This is a genomic window from Streptomyces sp. NPDC104096 (assembly GCF_055584385.1).
Map to the genome: position 1 here is coordinate 13,187 of NZ_JBVJMD010000029.1, position 16,374 is coordinate 29,560.

At 70.0% G+C, this 16,374-nt stretch carries 13 protein-coding genes and 5 tRNA genes; 10 read left to right on the forward strand and 8 right to left on the reverse strand.

Translation table 11 applies throughout. The annotated features are described in order from the left end of the window. Positions 1-58: 58 nt before the first annotated feature. The 6 genes from ACZ60B_RS26250 to ACZ60B_RS26275 all read right to left on the reverse strand — a co-directional run bounded on the left by ACZ60B_RS26250 (position 59) and on the right by ACZ60B_RS26275 (position 9,324). Positions 59-472: a roadblock/LC7 domain-containing protein gene (locus tag ACZ60B_RS26250; protein WP_152888434.1), complete on the reverse strand. Its 414-nt coding sequence runs from the start codon at positions 470-472 to the stop codon at positions 59-61. Positions 473-482: 10 nt separating this feature from the next. Next, positions 483-3,719, reverse strand: a complete 3,237-nt coding sequence (locus ACZ60B_RS26255; protein ID WP_469390983.1) for a nitrate- and nitrite sensing domain-containing protein — start codon at positions 3,717-3,719, stop codon at positions 483-485. A gap of 378 nt (positions 3,720-4,097) precedes the next feature. After that, complete coding sequence (locus ACZ60B_RS26260; protein ID WP_162468659.1) at positions 4,098-4,673, reverse strand: ATP/GTP-binding protein; 576 nt, start codon at positions 4,671-4,673, stop codon at positions 4,098-4,100. Next, on the reverse strand, positions 4,654-5,049 hold the full coding sequence (locus ACZ60B_RS26265) for a DUF742 domain-containing protein (protein WP_152888400.1): 396 nt from the start codon (positions 5,047-5,049) through the stop codon (positions 4,654-4,656). The genes ACZ60B_RS26260 and ACZ60B_RS26265 overlap by 20 nt, the downstream gene beginning before the upstream one ends. Before the next feature lie 111 nt (positions 5,050-5,160). Continuing rightward, on the reverse strand, positions 5,161-5,574 hold the full coding sequence (locus ACZ60B_RS26270) for a roadblock/LC7 domain-containing protein (RefSeq protein WP_003993189.1): 414 nt from the start codon (positions 5,572-5,574) through the stop codon (positions 5,161-5,163). A gap of 9 nt (positions 5,575-5,583) precedes the next feature. Further along, positions 5,584-9,324 carry a sensor histidine kinase gene (locus ACZ60B_RS26275; RefSeq protein WP_469390986.1) on the reverse strand — a complete coding sequence of 1,247 codons (3,741 nt, stop codon included), beginning with the start codon at positions 9,322-9,324 and terminating at the stop codon, positions 5,584-5,586. 609 nt (positions 9,325-9,933) lie between these two features. Here ACZ60B_RS26275 and ACZ60B_RS26280 point away from each other — a divergent pair. The 9 genes from ACZ60B_RS26280 to ACZ60B_RS26320 all read left to right on the forward strand — a co-directional run bounded on the left by ACZ60B_RS26280 (position 9,934) and on the right by ACZ60B_RS26320 (position 14,051). Further along, positions 9,934-10,125 (forward strand): hypothetical protein, encoded by a 192-nt coding sequence (locus tag ACZ60B_RS26280; protein WP_469390988.1) that lies wholly within the window; start codon positions 9,934-9,936, stop codon positions 10,123-10,125. A 199-nt stretch (positions 10,126-10,324) separates the two neighbouring features. After that, a complete protein-coding gene (locus ACZ60B_RS26285) occupies positions 10,325-11,110 on the forward strand; it encodes a fumarylacetoacetate hydrolase family protein (RefSeq protein WP_469390990.1) in 786 nt (261 codons plus the stop codon). Beyond that, positions 11,094-12,578 (forward strand): glutamate--tRNA ligase, encoded by a 1,485-nt coding sequence (gltX, locus tag ACZ60B_RS26290; RefSeq protein WP_469390994.1) that lies wholly within the window; start codon positions 11,094-11,096, stop codon positions 12,576-12,578. The genes ACZ60B_RS26285 and gltX overlap by 17 nt, the downstream gene beginning before the upstream one ends. Positions 12,579-12,731: 153 nt before the next feature. Then, on the forward strand, positions 12,732-13,463 hold the full coding sequence (locus ACZ60B_RS26295) for an HAD family hydrolase (RefSeq protein ID WP_469390997.1): 732 nt from the start codon (positions 12,732-12,734) through the stop codon (positions 13,461-13,463). A gap of 93 nt (positions 13,464-13,556) precedes the next feature. Continuing rightward, positions 13,557-13,628: transfer RNA gene (locus ACZ60B_RS26300), tRNA-Gln, on the forward strand. A gap of 21 nt (positions 13,629-13,649) precedes the next feature. Then, positions 13,650-13,722 (forward strand) — tRNA-Glu (locus ACZ60B_RS26305). 62 nt (positions 13,723-13,784) lie between these two features. Further along, positions 13,785-13,857, forward strand: a tRNA-Glu gene (locus tag ACZ60B_RS26310). Positions 13,858-13,878: 21 nt separating this feature from the next. Beyond that, positions 13,879-13,950, forward strand: a tRNA-Gln gene (locus ACZ60B_RS26315). Between the two features lie 28 nt (positions 13,951-13,978). After that, positions 13,979-14,051: transfer RNA gene (locus ACZ60B_RS26320), tRNA-Glu, on the forward strand. A 101-nt stretch (positions 14,052-14,152) separates the two neighbouring features. On the opposite strand, the gene ACZ60B_RS26325 is transcribed toward ACZ60B_RS26320, so the two are convergent. Next, a complete protein-coding gene (locus ACZ60B_RS26325) occupies positions 14,153-14,797 on the reverse strand; it encodes a MerR family transcriptional regulator (protein WP_469390999.1) in 645 nt (214 codons plus the stop codon). A gap of 88 nt (positions 14,798-14,885) precedes the next feature. Here ACZ60B_RS26325 and ACZ60B_RS26330 point away from each other — a divergent pair, with 88 nt between their 5' ends. Next, on the forward strand, positions 14,886-15,458 hold the full coding sequence (locus tag ACZ60B_RS26330; RefSeq protein ID WP_469391001.1) for a DUF4188 domain-containing protein: 573 nt from the start codon (positions 14,886-14,888) through the stop codon (positions 15,456-15,458). A 164-nt stretch (positions 15,459-15,622) separates the two neighbouring features. Here the strand turns inward: ACZ60B_RS26330 and ndgR are convergent, their stop codons facing one another. Continuing rightward, entirely contained in the window at positions 15,623-16,339 is a 717-nt protein-coding gene (gene ndgR / locus ACZ60B_RS26335) for an IclR family transcriptional regulator NdgR (protein WP_081219617.1), read from the reverse strand. Positions 16,340-16,374 lie beyond the last annotated feature (35 nt).

A 16,374-nucleotide genomic window follows, 5' to 3' on the forward strand; every position in this document is an offset into this window, starting at 1 on the left:
GTGGAGCCGCGTCCCGAAACCTTACGGCCCCGGGACGCCAATACGCACGGTTCGTCTGCTAGTTGAGAAGGCTCCCTTGGAGCTCCGCACGAAGATCCGGTGTCAGAACCGTACCTGCACGGTCCACCAGAAGGGCCATCTCGTACCCAATGAGACCGATGTCCGCATCGGGGTGTGCAAGGACAGCCAGCGAGGAACCGTCGGAGACGGACATGATGAAGAGGAACCCTCGCTCCATCTCCACGACCGTCTGGTTCACGTGGCCGCCCTCGAAGATGCGCGAGGCACCCGCGGTCAGCGAGGTCAGACCCGACGCGACAGCCGCAAGCTGATCGGCACGGTCACGGGGGAACCCTTCGGACATCGCCAGAAGGAGTCCGTCGGCGGAGACCACCACCGTGTGGGACACCCCCGGGGTGTTGTCCACGAAGTTGGTGATCAACCAGTTCAGGTTCTGCGCCGCCTGGCTCATCGGGCTCACACTAACGCTCCTGGTTGTAGGTGCTGTCAGGACCGAAGCCCTGGCCGTTCGTTTCACTGCCTGCGTTGCGTCCACGTTCGACGCCTCGACGCAGGTTGCTCAGCCTGCCCCGGACGTCCTCCGGGGCGCGGGAGACCTGTGGGCCTCCCTGGGGGGTGGTCTCGGCGGCTCCCTCGACCAGGTTGGCCTTGGGTACCCGCCGCGGCAGGCCGGAGGAGGTGACCCCGCCCGCCTTGGGCTTCCGCAGCGCCGCGGCCTGCGTCCAGCGGTCGTCGTTCGCCGACCGCCAGTTGTCGCCGCCGTTGTCCGGAGCGGAAGCCTGAGGCTGCTGCTGTGCGCGTCCCGCGCCGTTCGCACCGATCGGGCCCGCACCACGGCGAGGCAACCCGGCGTCGGTCAGCGAGTTCCCGACGGAGGAGGCCGGTCCCGGACGGTCGAAGCCTACGCGGTCCGGCTGACTCGCGTCAGCGGCCTGCGAAGACCCCGCCCCCGGAGCGTACTGGTCCGGGTAGCCGTTCTGGAAACCGGTCTGCTGCCAGTCGTCCTGGTAGGACTGCTCCTCGAAGCCCGAGAAGGTCTCCGGGGCGGCGCCGTGCGCCGACTCCGGCTCCTTCTGAGCCTGCTCCCCGTAAGCGGGGTCGGGGTAGCCACCGTTCGACGCGAAGCCGTCGTTCTGCGGCTGGCCGCCGTTGGGCGCGAAGTACTGCTCGTCGTACGACTGCTGCTGCTGGCCCTCGTACGCGGCCTGCTCGTCGTAGCCGGCGGTCTGCTCCGGGTACGCGGTCGCCTCGGCGGCGTAGGCAGAGCCCTGACCGCTCTCGTAGGCGGCGTGCCGGGCGTCGAACTCGTCACCGTAGGAGGAGGCCTCGGAGTCCTGTGCGGCCTCCTCGGGCTGCGCCTGGGTCTCCAGGGCCGCCCGGCGCCCCTCGCGCATCAGCGAGCGGCCGACGGGGTCCAGGTCCCGGATGTCGTCCGGCACCTCGTAGCGGCTGTCGTCGAAGCCGAGCTCGGCCGCGGTGCGCATCGGCTGCTGCGGGCTGAACTCCTCGGCCTGGTACTGCTGCTGGAGCTGCTGCTGCTCGGGAATGATCTGCGAGACGGTGAACTCGTCGCCCTGCAGCTGCTGCTCGCCACCACCACCGTGGGTGATCGCGTCGGGCAGCATGACCAGCGAGGTCGTACCGGCCTGCTCGCCCGAGGGGCGCAGCTGGACGCGGATGCCGTGCCGGTCGGACAGCCGGCCGACCACGAACAGACCCATGCGCTGGGAGATCGCGGCGTCCACGGTCGGCGGGTTGGCCAGCTTGTGGTTGATGTCCGCGAAGTCCTCGGCGGTCAGGCCGATGCCCTTGTCGTGGATCTCGATCATGACGCGGCCGTCGGGGAGACGGGTCGCGGTGACGCGGACCTTGGTCTGCGGGGAGGAGAACGTGGTGGCGTTCTCCAGCAGCTCGGCGAGCAGGTGCACGAGGTCGGTCACGGCGCGGCCGTGGATCTCGGCCTCCGGGACGCCCGACAGCTCGATGCGCTCGTACTGCTCCACCTCGGAGGAGGCGGCGCGCAGCACGTCGACCAGCGGGACCGGCTGGTCCCAGCGACGGCCGGGCTCCTCGCCGGCGAGGACCAGGAGGTTCTCGCCGTTGCGGCGCATACGGGTCGCGAGGTGGTCCAGGCGGAAGAGGCTCTCCAGCTGGTCCGGGTCGGCCTCGTTGTTCTCCAGGTCGGTGATCAGGGTCAGCTGGCCCTCGATCAGCGACTGGTTGCGGCGCGAGAGGTTGGTGAAGATCGCGTTGATGTTGCCCCGCAGCAGGGCCTGCTCGGCGGCCAGTCGGACCGCCTCACGGTGGACCTGGTCGAAGGCGCGCGCGACCTCGCCGATCTCGTCCGTGGTGGTGATCGGGATGGGCTGGACGCGGGTGTCGACCCGGCCCGGGTCGGTGCGCGAGAGCTGGTCGACCAGCATCGGCAGACGCTGCTCGGCGATGCCGAAGGCGGCGTTGCGCAGCTGGCGCATGGAGCGGCTCATCTGGCGGGCCACCATGCCGGCCAGGATGAACGCGGCGAGCAGGGCGACCACGACGGCCGCACCGGTGATGAACGCGGAGGTCTTGGCGTCGTCGGCGATGCTGGACGCCTCGCTCACGGCCTTGTCGGCCATGTCCGACTCGATCTTGCTGTACGCCTGGTACTTGAGGGTGTTGACCGCCCACCAGTTCTCCGGGGTGATGCCGCCCTGGGCCAGTCCGTCGAGTACGGCGCGGTCCGTGCTCTGCATCGTCGACAGGGCCGCGACCATGTCGGTCGGGTCGGCCGGCGGCGGCACGTAGTCCGGGTTCGCGCCCTTGGCCTGCTCGGCCATCGCGGTACCCTGCGACTTGATCTTCGCCTTGGCCGTCTCGAGCTTGGCGGCGTCCTCCTCGGTACCACCACCGAGGTACTCCTCGACGGCGATGCCCTCGAGGTAGGCGTACGAGGACAGGGCGACGCGCTGCTTGGCGAAGTTCACGTCCTTGGGGCCGGGCTTGATCAGCAGGTGCATGCCGATCGAGCGCTCCAGGGACAGCGCGGCCTTGGTCAGCGAGATCGCGTAGACGGTACGGCCGTAGCTCGTGATGTTTCCGGTGCCCAGGCCGAGTTCGTTGGCGAACTCCATCAGCGGGTGGGCGACCTGCGTGTAGCCCTCTTCCGTCTGCACGGCGGGCAGACGCGAGGTGTAGGCGGCCGAGCGGATCGCCTGGAGCTTGGGCTCCTCGGCGCGGAACAGCTTCAGCCGACGCTGGAGACCGGCCGTCTGCGGCATGTTCTGCGCGGCCTGGTCGAAGGCGTCGGCGGCGTCGTCCGTCGACTTGCGGGCCGACGTGACGACCTTGTCGTCCTGGCCCTTGCTGGTCAGCAGGGGCTCGGCCGTGACGTCGCGCTCGTTGTAGAGAGCGTCCGCGTAGGCCAGGGACGCCCGCACCAGACGCGCGGTGTTCTGCGCGTCCTCGGCCTCCTGCCAGGTGTTGATCGAGCTCTTCACCTGGAAGCCGCCCATGACGAGGCCGACCATCACGGGGATGAGCAGAATCGCGTTCAGCCTGGTGGGCACCCGCCAGTTGCGGGGGGAGAGACGGCCGCCGCTCGCGGGGGGCGTCGCCGTCGGCTCGGGCCCTTGCACAGGGGCGGGCGTCACTCCGCGCGACGGCGGGGTGAAGTTGCCCCGCGCCGCCGGCTCGGGACTGTTCTTGCTTCGCCTCACTCGACCAACAACCTCTCGGCGGTCGGCACCTTCGTCGTGCCGCAGTGTCTCAGAGCCCAGTACGTTCTCGACTAGTGAGTACGTCTTTGACTATTGGGCAGTTCAGGCATTCCAGCATGGGGAGCAGTGCTCTTCCAAACAGTCGGAAGAGCCGGTTCGGTGTGATGTAAGCCCCAGATAAAACGGTCATAAAGAGCGAGCCCCGCCAAAAGACGGGGCCTTCGTGCGCACAGCGAGACCGGACGACCGCGACGCGTTGCCGTACCACCGGATTCCTCTGCCGAAACGTTATGAACGCCGAAGCCGACCGTGTCAAAGACCACAGTCGGCTCCGGGAACGTATACGGCAACCTTCGTACGCCGAATTCGACCGGGGAGTTACCTCAGGCGAGCCATCAGCGCGTGCTCCACCAGCGTGATCAGTGCCGACTTGGCGTCCGCGCGGTGGCGGGCGTCCGTCGTGATGATCGGGGTGTCCGGACCGATCTGGAGAGCCTCGCGGACCTCCTCCGGCTGGTACGGCTGCTGGCCGTCGAAGCCGTTGAGGGCCACGACGAACGGCAGGCCGCTGTTCTCGAAGTAGTCCACGGCGGGGAAGCAGTCGGCGAGCCGCCGCGTGTCGACCAGGACCACGGCGCCGATCGCACCGCGCACCAGGTCGTCCCACATGAACCAGAAGCGGTCCTGACCCGGCGTACCGAAGAGGTACAGGATCAGGTCCTGGTCGAGCGTGATGCGGCCGAAGTCCATGGCCACGGTGGTGGTGGTCTTGCCCCCGGTGTGGGTGAGGTCGTCGATGCCCGCGGAAGCGGACGTCATGACGGCCTCGGTACGCAGGGGGTTGATCTCGGAGACGGCGCCCACGAACGTGGTCTTTCCGACGCCGAAGCCGCCGGCCACCACGATCTTTGCGGAGGTGGTCGCCCGACCTCCGTCAGAGCTTGCGAAGTCCACTGAGCACCCTTTCGAGCAGTGTCACGTCCGGTGCGCCGGTGGTCTCGTCGCCGCCCGGCTGGTGAATGGCGACCAGTCCGGCCTCCGCGAGGTCCGCGACGAGGATCCGTGCCACACCCAGGGGCATGGCGAGCAGCGCCGAGACCTCGGCGACCGACTTCACCTCACGGCACAGATGGCAGATGCGCTGGTGCTCCGGGAGGAGCCCCATGAGCGCTGCCGGGTCGGCCGTCGTGCTGATCAGCGCTTCGATGGCGAGCTGGTAACGCGGCCGGGTCCGGCCGCCGGTCATCGCATAAGGACGAACCAGCGGCTGGTCGCCCTCGTCCCCGTACGACTCCGCGTACGGATCATGAGAGGCGTTGGGCGGGGTCATGAATCCTCCGGGCGGGACAGCAGATCGGTCAGTCTTGCCGTCTGACGGGGGCCGGTGGGGGGATTGTGGCGGCCGGACGGTGATTTGGTGAGACGGGTAGATCCGGGGCGGTCAGTGGAGCAGACTTCCCTGGAGTTCGGCGCGCAGGTCAGGCGTGAGCACCGCACCCGCGCGGTCGACCAGCAGCGCCATCTCGTAGCCGACGAGGCCGATGTCGCACTCGGGGTGCGCGAGAACGGCCAGGGACGATCCGTCGGACACGGACATGAGGAAGAGGAAGCCGCGCTCCATCTCCACGACCGTCTGCGCGACGCTGCCGCCCTCGAAGATCCGGGAGGCCCCGGCCGTCAGGGAGGTCAGACCCGACGCCACGGCGGCGAGCTGGTCGGCGCGGTCACGCGGGAAGCCTTCGGACATCGCCAGCAGAAGGCCGTCGGCGGAGACCACCACTGTGTGAGACACACCGGGGGTGTTGTCCACGAAGTTGGTGATCAACCAGTTCAGGTTCTGTGCCGCCTGGCTCATCGGACTCAACTAACGCTCCTGCTGGTGAGTGGGGTTCGGGAAGCTGCCGGTCTGGCCGCTACCGGCCTGGCGACCCTGCGCGATACCCCGACGGAGATTGGTCAGCCGGCCGCGTACGTCGTCAGGCGCACGCGAGACCTGCGGACCGGTGTGGTGCTGTTGCTGCTGAGCTGTGCCCGGGACGAGGTTCGCCTTGGGCACCCGGCGCGGCAGTCCGGAGGTGGTGACGCCGCCGGCCGCGGGCTGACGCACCCGTTCGGCCTGACGGACGATGTCGTCGTTCGGTGAGGAGCGCCAGGCGGCTGCCGCCGGACGCTGCTGAGCGGGTGCCTGCGGCGCAGCCGGGGGCTGCTGCGGCTGAGCCGGGACCTGGGCCGAGCCGTTGTGCTGCGGCTGACCCGGGTGGCCCTGCTGACCCGGGTGTCCCTGCTGCTGGCCCTGCTGACCGTGGAACCAGTTGGTCTCCAGCGTGTCGAACAGCGGGGTACGGCCGTCGCCGGGGCCGCTGGCCGGCGGCAGGGCCTCCGGCTGGGCGGGCCGCTGCGGCGCGGACGGACGCTGCTGCTGCGCACCGTAGTCCGGGCCCGCGGTCTGCGGACGCTCGTACTGGCCGGTGTTGTTCTGCATGGGCGCCTGCGCCGAGCGGCCCGGCAGCGCGTGCTGCCCGGTGGAGCCGTTGTCGTAGGCCTGCGGGGCGGCGAACTGACCCGTGGAGCTGTTGTCGTACGCCTGAGGGGCGGCGAACTGACCGGTGCCCGACGAGTGGTTCTGTCCGGCACCCGGGGCGAAGACGTCCGGACGGGCGAACTGGCCCGTGTTGTGCTGGCCGTTGGCGGTACCCGGACGGGCGAACTGACCCGTGTTGTGCTGGCCGTTGTGAGCTCCGGGGCGCGGCGCGTTGAAGTCCGGCCGGGCGAACTCGGAGGTGCTGCCCGGACCCTGGCGGTCGTCGATGCGAGGCATCTGCGCCGTCTGGGAGACGTCCGGCTCCTCGTGGCCGCGCGGAGCGTCCTGCTGGGTGCGCGGCACCGGCGGCTGCGCGTTCTCGTCGCTCCAGCTGGGCGTGCGCTGCTGGGCGTCGCCGCCCGGCAGTTCGGCGCGCGCTCCACCGCGACCCGGCAGCTGCGGCCGGCGCGAACGACGGCCCTGCGGCTCGGCGTCGGCGTTGGCACGCTGCGACGGAACGGCCCCGCGGTTGTTGCCGCCGAAGGCGTCCCGGCCCTTGTCGTCACCGAAGCCCTGCGGCGCGCCCGCGCCACCGGACTGCATGCCCTGCTGGGCGTTCGGCGCCTGGCCGAAGAGGCTGCCGCCCGCGGCGGCCGGAGCCTGCCGACCCTGCTGGGGGCCGCCCTGACCCTGCGGTCCGCGTGCCGCGCCGGGCCGGCCGTTCGCACCCGCGCCGGGAAGCGCGGCCCGCGGGCCCTGTCCGGCGGCGATACGGCCGGCGTTGCCGCCCGAGGGGCCGCCACCGAGGGCGCCACCGGGCGCACCGCCCGGAGCACCCGCGCCGAGGGCACCGCCCTGGCGTCGGGCGGCGGCCATGCCGGCCGCTGCCTGCGCCGCGGCCGGACCGCTGTTGACGGCCCCCTGACCGGGCTTGGGCTGGGGCTTCTTGCCGCCCTGGGCGACATCGACGGGCAGCATGACCAGCGCGGTCGTACCGCCGGAGTCGGACGGGCGCAGCTGGATGCGGATGCCGTGCCGCTGCGACAGACGACCGACCACGAACAGACCCATTCGGCGGGACACCGAGACGTCCACGGTGGGCGGCGCGGCGAGCCGCTCGTTGATCGCGGCGAGGTCCTCGGGGGAGAGGCCGATGCCGGTGTCGTGGATCTCGATCAGCACGCGGCCGTCGGGCAGCGCGTGACCGGTGACCTTGACCTTGGTCTGCGGGGAGGAGAACGAGGTGGCGTTCTCCAGCAGCTCCGCGAGGAGGTGCACGAGGTCGTTGACGACGCGGCCGGCCACTTCGGTGCTCGGCACCGAGGCCAGCTCGATGCGCTCGTACTGCTCCACCTCGGACGCGGCGGCGCGGAGCACGTCGACCAGCGGGACCGGGCGGGTCCAGCGTCGGCCGGGCTCTTCACCCGCGAGAACGAGAAGGTTCTCACCGTTACGGCGCATACGCGTCGCGAGGTGGTCGAGCTTGAACAGCGAGGACAGCTGGTCCGGGTCGGCCTCGCGGGACTCCAGTTCGGAGATCAGCGACAGCTGACGCTGGATAAGACCCTGGGAACGGCGCGAGAGGTTGGTGAACATCGCGTTGACGTTGCCCCGCAGCAGGGCCTGCTCGGCGGCCAGTCGGACCGCCTCGCGGTGCACGTCGTCGAAGGCCGCGGCCACCTGGCCGATCTCGTCCCGGGAGTGCACACCGACCGACTCCACGGACGTGTCGACGTCCTGCGGGTCGGACTCGGACAGCTGCTTGACCAGCTCGGGCAGACGGTCCTGGGCGACCTTGGTGGCGGTCTCCTGGAGGCGGCGCAGCGAGCGGATCATGGACCGGGCCACGACGAAGGCGCCGACCAGCGACACGCCGAGCACGAGCAGGATCAGCGCACCGGAGATGATCGCTTCGCGCTCGGAGGCGCTGCGCAGCTCGCGGGCCTGCTGCTCCATGTCCTCGAGCAGCGAGTGCTCGATCAGCTGCATGCCCTTGAGCTTGCTCGAGCTGTCGTCCAGCCAGTCCTTGTAGGACCGCTTGTCCAGCGACTTCAGACCGTTCTGCTTGCTGAGCGCGCGCTCGCCGAAGGTGTTGGTCGCGTCGATCGTGGCGTTGCCCTGCTCGATCGGCTTGAGGAGTTCCTCGGCGCCCGAGTCGCCGTAGATGGACCGGAAGCTGTTGAGCTCCGATTCCTGGCTGTCCAGGGCCGCGACACCGTACAGGCGGTCGTTGTTGGAGAGGTCACCGAATTCGAGGTTGCTCGCCGGGAGCGCGGCGGCGAGGATCGCGCGCTGCTCGGAGGCGTACTCCTTGGCGGCGGAGAAGGCCGACAGGGCGCGGGTGCGCTGGATCATGTCGGGGTTGCTGGTCGCCTCGGCCATGTCCTGCGAGAGGTCGAGCAGGTGCTGGATGACCCGGTGGTAGGCCTCGACGGTCTGCATCGAGTTGCCCTCGGACTCGTACGCCGTCGAGCGGATCTTGCTGAGGCTGTTCAGGTCTCGCTGGAGACCGACGAGGCTGTCGCGGACACCCTGGAGGTTGCCCTGCTTGCTCGCGGCGTCGATCTTGTCGCCGGCGTCGAGGAAGTTCGTCAGGGCCCGGTCGGTCTTGTCCCGGTAGCCCTTGACGGTGAAGTCGGTCGCGCCCGCCTGGTGCGCCAGCGGACCGGCCGACTGGTCGCGCTCCTCCTGGAGCGCTGTCGCCAGCTCGGTGGCCTGCTTGGTCATCTCCGTCAGCAGCTTCATGTTGTCGAGCTGCTGGATGTCGTCCATGGACTGGCTGATACGCGTGGCGCCCAGCGTGGTGGCCGCGACCACCGGCAGCGCCAGCAGCGACACCAGACGCGTGGAGATGCGCCAGTTGCGCAGCGCAATACGCGAGCCGGGGCCCGGGACGCCCTTCGGCGCCGTCACCACAGGAGCCGGGCCCGCCGATCCGGACGCGCCGGGGCGCCCGGGGCGCTCACCGCCGTCGCCGGCCGAGCCCTGGTTCTGGGCGTGCTGGGGCGAGGAACCGCGGTCGGTCCCGCCGTGCGGCTCCGGCTCCGCCGAAGCACTGCCATCCCTCTTGAATCGTCCCTGCACTACTGTCGCAACCTCTGGACCAGGCGCCCCTCCGCGCGAACGGAAGGACACGGTGTCGGCGTCATAGGGGCGCCCTGAAATACGCCCCCGTGGTGGTCGTGAGCGACCGGCGCTGGCTCCCCCTTCGTAGCCGCCACCCGGCGCGTGATAGCGCCCCCCTGTGTGCCAGCTCGATACCTGCGGCGGTCCGAGGAATTCCAGCACAGTGCAAGAGCGCCAACAAGGCCCGTAGGCCGACCTGTGACCTCCGTGACACCACGCGCACGGGCCGTCACCCGTTGTTCAATGAGTTCCGCCTTATGTCGGGCAAACCGTGGTGAATCAATGGGGAGGAACAGGTGTCCCAGTCGCCATGATCGGGAGCGGAATGGTGGCTTCAGGCGGCTAATGTCCGTTTCGGCCGAGTGGGGCGCGGGCCCGAATTGACCGGTTTGATCGTTGGTTGGTGAGCAAACTCACATGGAGATCATGGGGTCTTCACGTCTTCTGCGGGATTCCGGATGTTTAGCCTGACGTTTTACAAAGGGCAGCGTTCTGACAACCCGCGCCCGTGCGGGGGGCAGCTCGAGGCCCTCCCGGCGCCCGAAACGACAAGGTCTCGTACAAAACGTGAAGACGACGACGATGTTCCGCACCATAGCCAACCCGCGGCGTACGACGCTGGCGCACCTGGACGGCGCCGACGCGCTGCACACGCCGGACCAGCCGGAGCACTCCGTCTCTCTCCCCACGCAGACGGCCAACCCCAGGCGCACGATCCTCATGGACGCCCCGGTCGCGGCCGCCGCCGTCGCGGAGTAGTCACGCACGCCGGCCGCCGTCCACCCGGACCGGCCCCGTACGGACCCGAAGGGCGCCCACCGACTCGGTGGGCGCCCTTCTCCGTTCCCCTTGCATCCGCGCGCGGCGTGCGGGCCGTAATGCGCGAGGCGCGAGCCCCCTGCCGCGTTAGCCTGGAGCGTCAGACTCCAGCCAGCTCAGTCAAGGGGCCAAGCATCCCGTGCGCATCGCCAGGTTCTCCATCGACGGGAACGTCGCCTTCGGCGCGGTCGAGGGCGACAAGCAGGACGAGCTCGTCCTGGACATCATCAAGGGCATCCCGTTCACGGACTTCGAGCTCTCCGGTACGAAGGTGCCGCTGAGCAAGGTCAGGCTCCTGCCGCCGGTGCTCCCCAACAAGGTGGTGGCCTTCGGCCGCAACTACGCGGAGCACGCGAAGGAGCTGGGCAACGAGGTCCCGGACGCGCCGTTCGCCTTCTTCAAGCCCTCCACCTCGGTGATCGGCCCCGACGACGCGATCCAGTACCCGGCCTTCTCCCAGGAGGTGCACCACGAGGCCGAGCTGGCCGTGGTGATCGGCCGGATGTGCCGCGAGGTCCCGCGCGACCGCGTCAAGGACGTGATCTTCGGCTACACCTGCGCCAACGACGTCACCGCCCGTGACGTCCAGAAGCGCGAGAAGCAGTGGGCGCGGGCCAAGGGCTTCGACACCTCCTGCCCGCTCGGGCCCTGGGTGGAGACCGGCCTGGACCTCGCCACCGCGTCCGACCTGGGCGTCCAGCTGACGGTCAACGGCCGGCAGCGCCAGCTCGGCCGCACCAGCGAGATGATCCACTCGATCGAGGATCTGATTGTCAACATCACCGAGGCCATGACGCTGCTCCCCGGCGACGTGATCCTCACGGGCACCCCGGCAGGGGTCGGCCCCCTGGTCGTCGGCGACGAGGTCGCCGTCACCATCGAAGGCATCGGCACTCTCACCAACAAGGTTGTCAAGCGTGGCTAGCGCACCTGTCCGTGTACGTTTCTGCCCGTCGCCCACCGGTAACCCCCATGTGGGCCTGGTCCGCACCGCCCTGTTCAACTGGGCGTTCGCACGGCACCACCAGGGAACCCTGGTCTTCCGTATCGAGGACACCGACGCGGCCCGCGACTCCGAGGAGTCCTACACCCAGCTGCTGGACTCGATGCGCTGGCTGGGCTTCGACTGGGACGAGGGTCCCGAGGTCGGCGGCCCGCACGCGCCCTACCGGCAGTCGCAGCGCATGGACCTCTACAAGGACGTCGCCGACAGGCTGCTCGCCGCCGGCCACGCCTATCACTGCTACTGCTCCCAGGAGGAGCTGGACAGCCGCCGCGAGGCCGCCCGCGCCGCCGGCAAGCCGTCCGGCTACGACGGCCACTGCCGCGACCTCTCCGCCGCGCAGATCGAGGAGTACAAGGCCCAGGGCCGCGCCCCGATCGTCCGCTTCCGGATGCCGGACGAGACGATCACCTTCACGGACCTGGTCCGCGGCGAGCTCACGTTCACCCCGGAGAACGTGCCGGACTACGGCATCGTCCGGGCCAACGGCGCTCCCCTCTACACGCTCGTCAACCCGGTCGACGACGCCCTGATGGAGATCACCCACGTCCTGCGCGGCGAGGACCTGCTCTCCTCCACCCCCCGCCAGGTCGCCCTGTACAAGGCGCTGATCGAGCTGGGCGTCGCCAAGGAGATCCCGTCCTTCGGCCACCTGCCGTACGTGATGGGCGAGGGCAACAAGAAGCTCTCCAAGCGCGACCCGGAGTCGTCCCTCAACCTGTACCGGGAGCGTGGCTTCCTGCCGGAGGGCCTGCTCAACTACCTCTCCCTGCTGGGCTGGTCGCTCTCGGCCGACCAGGACGTCTTCGGCATGGACGAGATGGTCGCGGCCTTCGACGTCGCGGACGTCAACCCCAACCCGGCGCGCTTCGACCTCAAGAAGTGCGAGGCGATCAACGCCGACCACATCCGGCTGCTGGACGTGAAGGACTTCACCGAGCGCTGCGCCCCCTGGCTGAAGGCCCCGGTCGCCCCCTGGGCGCCGGAGGACTTCGACGCGGCCAAGTGGGAGGCCATCGCCCCGCACGCCCAGACCCGGCTGAAGGTCCTCTCCGAGATCACCGACAACGTCGACTTCCTGTTCCTGCCGGAGCCGGTCTTCGACGAGGCGAGCTGGACCAAGGCGATGAAGGAGGGCTCGGACGCGTTGCTGCGCACCGCCCGGGAGAAGCTCGTCGCCGCCGACTGGACGTCCGCCGAGTCCCTGAAGGAGGCCGTCCTGGCCGCCGGCGAGGCCCACGGCCTCAAGCTCGGCAAGGCGCAGGCCCCGGTCCGGGTGGCCGTCACCGGCCGCACGGTCGGCCTGCCGCTCTTCGAGTCGCTGGAGATCCTGGGCCAGGAGAAGACGCTGGCCCGTATCGACGCGGCGCTGGCGCGGCTCTCCGCGTGACCCGCGCACGGCGTCGGGCGTGATCCACGCGCGGCCCGAGGCGTGATCCACGCACGCGTGAAGGGGGCGGTCCCCGGGTTTCCGGGGGCCGCCCCCTTCGCCGTCCCGTCGGTCCGCCCCCGCGGGGGGCGACGTGACGGTACTGTCGCTGCCATGCCGGTCGTAGCAGTGGTCTGGGACGTGGACGACACCCTCTTCGATTACACGACCGCGGACCGGGAGGGCATGAGAGCGCACCTGGCCGCCGAGGGCCTGCTCGCCGGCTTCGGCACCCCGGAGCTCGCCCTGACCCGGTGGCGGGAGGTCACCGACCTCCAGTGGGCCCGCTTCTCGGCGGGGGAGACCACCTTCCAGGGACAGCGCAGGGACCGGGTCCGCGTCTTCCTGGAGGCGGCGCTCAGCGACGCCGAGGCCGACGGCTGGTTCGAGCGGTACATCGTGCACTACGAGACCGCCTGGGCCCTCTTCCCGGACGTCCTGCCGGTCCTGGACATCCTCGGTGCCGACTACCGGCACGCGGTGCTCTCCAACTCCAGCCTCACCGTGCAGGACCGCAAGCTGCGGGTGCTCGGCGTCCGCGACCGCTTCGAGACCGTCCTGTGCGCGGCGGAGCTGGGGATCTCCAAGCCGGACGCGGGCGCCTTCCACGCGGCCTGCGAGGCGCTGGAACTCGCCCCGCGGCAGGTCGCGTACGTCGGCGACCACCCGGAGATCGACGGACGGGGCGCGGCCGAGGCCGGGCTGCTGTCGGTGTGGATCGACCGTGACGGCGCGCGTACCGGCGGCGACGGGCAGGCCGGACCGCATCGGATCACCTCCCTCGCCGAACTTCCCGCGATCCTCGGCGCGGATACCCGTTTTGGAGCCCCGTCCACCTTCAGGTAATGTTCTTCCTGCGCCGCCGGAGAGCGGGCCGAAAGGCCCGGAAACCCGGGGGAGCGAACTAGAGCAAGATCCCTTCAGGGGATTGCGTTCCAGTGGCCTATGGTGTAATTGGCAGCACGACTGATTCTGGTTCAGTTAGTCTTGGTTCGAGTCCAGGTAGGCCAGCTCGCAGAGCTCATCTGCAAAGCCCCCGTTGTGTAGCGGCCTAGCACGCTGCCCTCTCAAGGCAGTAGCGCCGGTTCGAATCCGGTCGGGGGTACAGATCCTTCCCGCGAGGACAGTTCGGGTAGCTCCCGCTGACCTCGACGCAGGATCGCTAGGGCCCCCGTTGTGTAGCGGCCTAGCACGCCGCCCTCTCAAGGCGGTAGCGCCGGTTCGAATCCGGTCGGGGGTACGCAGTTGGTCTAAACCACATTGGTCTATGGTGTAATTGGCAGCACGACTGATTCTGGTTCAGTTAGTCTTGGTTCGAGTCCAGGTAGACCAGCTCGGATCTGCGGAAACGTTAGATCCTCGCCCCCGTTGTGTAGCGGCCTAGCACGCCGCCCTCTCAAGGCGGTAGCGCCGGTTCGAATCCGGTCGGGGGTACGAGCCCGATGGGCCCCCACTTCGGTGGGGGCCCATCGGCGTTTCCGGGTCCGGCCCGGAGAACCCGGCCCTGTGTGGGCCAGGCCTGTGCGGGACCCGCCCTACTCGAAGCCGTACCGCCGCGCCGACTCCTCCTCCTGGGCCAGCCGGTGCAGGGCCCGCAGGGCGGGCTCGAAGAGGATCGCGGCCGCGACCGCCGTCTCCACCTTCTCCGCCTCCGAGGACCGGGTCTCCACGAAGTCCAGGTCGTGCACCGCCGCCCGGTGCATCAACCGGGCGTACGGCAGCATCAGTTCGGCGTCCCAGGCGTACCCCAGCCGGCGCAGCGCGGCCACGGCCGCCACCAGCGAACGGTGCGCGGGGGAGATGCTGCTGAGGGCCCGGGCGTTGGACCAGCCGAGCCGCTCCATCACCTGGTCCACCTCCTGGTGGGCCGCGCGCACCTCCTCGTCGCCGCCGTCCGGTTCGGGCACCTGGGGCAGCGCCCAGAGTGCCGCGCCCAGCCGGATCGTGCGCCCCAGGGACTCGTCGTCCACATGTGCGAGGACCTCCCGCGCGGTCGCCACCGGCACCCGGCCCACCTGGATCAACGCCCGCACCAGCCGCAGTCGGCGCAGATGGTCCTCGTCGTACTCGGCCGTGGTCGTGTTGACCTGGCGGCCCGGCGCCAACAGGCCTTCGCGCAGGTAGTACTTGATCGTCGCGGTGGACACACCGCTGCGCTCGCTCAGTTCGGCCAGCCGCATCTCTTGCGCCCCTTCTCGGATACCGGCACTATCCAAACACGGGCACTCGGATAGTGCCGCTCACCGACGGGCACGAGGGGGAGGCGTCATGTTCGGCAAACCCGTCACCGCGGGCCGTACGACCGCCGGCGCGGAGGGCGACGTGGTCGTCCTGCTGATCGGCATGCGGATCAACCGCTTCTGGGCCGTGCACCACTGGGTCCCGGTGCTCCTGGCCATGCCGAGGATGCTGCGCGAGTTGCAGAAGGACCCGGGGCGCGGGCTCCTGGGGCACGTGCTGATGACGGCCTCCCCGCGGACGTACTACGTGGTCCAGTACTGGGAGTCCAAGGAGAAGCTCTACGCGTACGCCTCGTCGCCCGACATGTTCCACCACCGGGCGTGGGCGATCGTCAATCGCAAGGAGAAGGCGGGCAAGGTGCGACAGCACGTGGGGCTGTGGCACGAGACCTATGTCGTGCCCGAGGGGTCCTACGAGTCGATCTACGCGGACATGCCGGCCTTCGGACTCGCGGCCGCGCACGGGCAGCTGCCGCTGGAGAGGCGGGGGCGCCGGGCGAAGGACCGCTTCGCCCACCGGTCGACGTCCGCGTCGGAGGTCGCCGTGGCGACGACGGCTGCGGAAGCCGGGGCGAGGGCGCAGGCGTCCGAGGGCGCCTGAGGCTGCCGGCCCGGGTGGTGCCGGCAGCCCGGGCGGCACAGGTGGTGCCGAATCTGTCGGTAGTACGGGTAGTGCGGGTAGTACGGGTGGTGCGGATGGCGCGGGCGAAGGGCCTGCCGCGGCGTTGAGGCCGGCCCTTTTCCCGCGGACGGGCGACGGGTCGGTCAGCCGGTGCGGCGCAGGGCCTCGGAGAGCCGGCCCGCCGCGTCGATGACCGCCTGGGCGTGCATCCGCCCCGGATGACGCGACAGCCGCTCGATGGGACCGGACACGGACACGGCGGCCACCACGCGGTTGGACGGGCCGCGCACGGGCGCGGAGACGGACGCGACGCCCGGCTCGCGCTCGCCGATGGACTGGGCCCAGCCCCGGCGGCGGACGCCGGAGAGCGCCGTGGCCGTGAAGCGGGCGCCCTGGAGGCCGCGGTGCAGCCGCTCCGGTTCCTCCCAGGCCATGAGGATCTGCGCCGAGGAACCGGCCTTCATGGTGAGGGTGGAACCGACCGGGACCGTGTCCCGCAGGCCGGACAGGCGTTCCGCGGCGGCGACGCAGATGCGCATGTCGCCCTGCCGGCGGTAGAGCTGCGCGCTCTCGCCCGTGATGTCGCGCAGGTGGGTGAGCACCGGGCCGGCGGTCGCGAGGAGGCGGTCCTCGCCGGCGGCCGCGGCCAGCTCGGCAAGCCGCGGTCCGAGGATGAACCGGCCTTGCATGTCGCGTGCCACCATGCGGTGGTGTTCCAGGGCCACGGCCAGTCGATGGGCCGTGGGTCGTGCCAGTCCGGTGGCCGCCACCAAACCCGCGAGGGTGGCCGGACCGGACTCCAGGGCGCTCAGGACAAGGGCTGCCTTGTCCAGAACGCCGACGCCGCTACTGTTGTCCATGAAACGATACTCGCGTCTCACTCTGTGAAACGCAA

Bases quoted from the DNA above. Each gene is read 5' to 3' on its own strand.
- ACZ60B_RS26250 (WP_152888434.1), bottom strand. From the start codon at position 472: ATGAGCCAGGCGGCGCAGAACCTGAACTGGTTGATCACCAACTTCGTG.
- ACZ60B_RS26265 (WP_152888400.1), bottom strand. From the start codon at position 5,049: ATGACCCCGCCCAACGCCTCTCATGATCCGTACGCGGAGTCGTACGGG.
- ACZ60B_RS26270 (WP_003993189.1), bottom strand. From the start codon at position 5,574: ATGAGCCAGGCGGCACAGAACCTGAACTGGTTGATCACCAACTTCGTG.
- ACZ60B_RS26295 (WP_469390997.1), top strand. From the start codon at position 12,732: ATGCCGGTCGTAGCAGTGGTCTGGGACGTGGACGACACCCTCTTCGAT.
- ACZ60B_RS26325 (WP_469390999.1), bottom strand. From the start codon at position 14,797: ATGCGGCTGGCCGAACTGAGCGAGCGCAGCGGTGTGTCCACCGCGACG.
- ACZ60B_RS26330 (WP_469391001.1), top strand. From the start codon at position 14,886: ATGTTCGGCAAACCCGTCACCGCGGGCCGTACGACCGCCGGCGCGGAG.
- ndgR (WP_081219617.1), bottom strand. From the start codon at position 16,339: ATGGACAACAGTAGCGGCGTCGGCGTTCTGGACAAGGCAGCCCTTGTC.